The organism is Streptomyces sp. 13-12-16 (assembly GCF_002114215.1).
In the GTDB taxonomy this organism is placed as follows: domain Bacteria; phylum Actinomycetota; class Actinomycetes; order Streptomycetales; family Streptomycetaceae; genus Streptomyces.
Genome location: NZ_NCTE01000991.1, coordinates 1 through 1,459, shown reverse-complemented (window position 1 = coordinate 1,459; position 1,459 = coordinate 1). Strand labels below are relative to the sequence as shown.

Genomic DNA, 1,459 nt, shown 5'->3' with positions numbered 1-1,459 from the left:
GGCTGCCGGGGGCCGCGGCGCCTTCGGTCCGCGGCGGTCCCGGACCCCCGCCCGGGTCGCCGCGGGGACCGCGCGGCGGTTCACGGCAGCGGCTGCTCCGCCCAGATCGTCTTGCCGCCGTCCGTCTGCCGGCTGCCCCAGCGCTGGGTGAGCTGGGCCACCAGCAGCAGCCCGCGTCCGCCCTCGTCGTAGGCGTGGGCGCGGCGCAGATGCGGTGAGGTGGAGCTGGCGTCGGCGACCTCGCAGATCAGGGTGCGGTCGCGGATCAGCCGTAGCTGGACGGGCGGCACGCCGTACCGGATGGCGTTGGTGACCAGTTCGCTGACGACGAGTTCGGTGACGAAGGCGATCTCGTCCAGCCCCCACGCGGCCAGCCGTTCGCCGGCCCACTCCCGGGCGGCGGCCACCTCCTCCGGGTCCGGCGGCACGTCCCTCGTGACGACCTGATCGGCGCCCAGGACCCGGGTGCGGGCCAGGAGCAGCGCCACGTCGTCGCCGGGTTCCTCGGGCAGTACGTCCTTCAGCACGCCGTCGCACAGGGACTCCAGCGAGTCGACGGGTACCGCCAGGGCGCGGCACAGCTCGTCGGTGGCGCGGTCGATGTCACGGTCGCGGTCCTCGATCAGGCCGTCGGTGTAGAGCGCGACGACGGAGCCCTCGGGCAGCCGGAGCTCCGTCGCCTCGAACGGCAGCCCTCCGACGCCCAGCGGGGGACCGGCGTTCACGCGGATGAGCCGGGCCGTCCCGTCGGGCAGCACGAGGGCGGGCGCGGGGTGTCCGGCGGCGGCCACGGTCAGATGGCGGGAGACGGGGTCGTAGACGGCGTACAGGCAGGTGGAGCCCAGCTCGGCGACGTCCTCGCCGTCGTCGGCGAGATGGATGACCAGGTCGTCGAGGTGGGTGAGGAGCTCGTCGGGCGGGAGGTCCACGTCGGCGAGGGTGCGCACGGCGGTGCACAGCCGGCCCATGGTGGCCGTGGAGGGGATGCCGTGGCCGACGACGTCACCCACGACCAGGGCGACCCGGCTGCCGGCCAGCGGGATGACGTCGAACCAGTCGCCGCCGATGCCGGCCGCCGACGCGGAGGGCAGATAGCGGTGGGCGACCTCGACGGCGGACTGTCCGGGCAGTCCTTTCGGCAGCAGGCTGTGCTGGAGGGCCAGCGCGGTGGCGCGTTCGCGGGCGAAGCGGCGGGCGTTGTCGACGCAGACGGCGGCACGGCTGGCGAGTTCCTCGGCGAGCGCGGCGTCGTCGTCGGCGTACTCCTCGGGGTGGACGTTGCGGACGGCCACCACGACGCCGAGGGTGGTGCCGCGGGCGCGCAGCGGCACGGCCAGCAGCGAGTGGACGCGGTGGGCCGGGGCGGGGACCCCGCGTTCGGCCACCCACCGGTCGAAGTCCGGCTCGCCGGCGCGGGCGAGCACCGCCTCGCACTCGCGCAGCGCCCGCGCGGGCGGGG

The 1,459-nt window shown here is 75.7% G+C and carries 1 protein-coding gene; it reads right to left on the bottom strand.

Translation table 11 applies throughout. The annotated features are described in order from the left end of the window. Nucleotides 1–80 precede the first annotated feature (80 nt). Nucleotides 81–1,459, bottom strand: a 1,379-nt coding sequence (locus B7767_RS33770) for a SpoIIE family protein phosphatase (RefSeq protein WP_143652769.1), incomplete at its 5' end; no start/stop codon positions are given.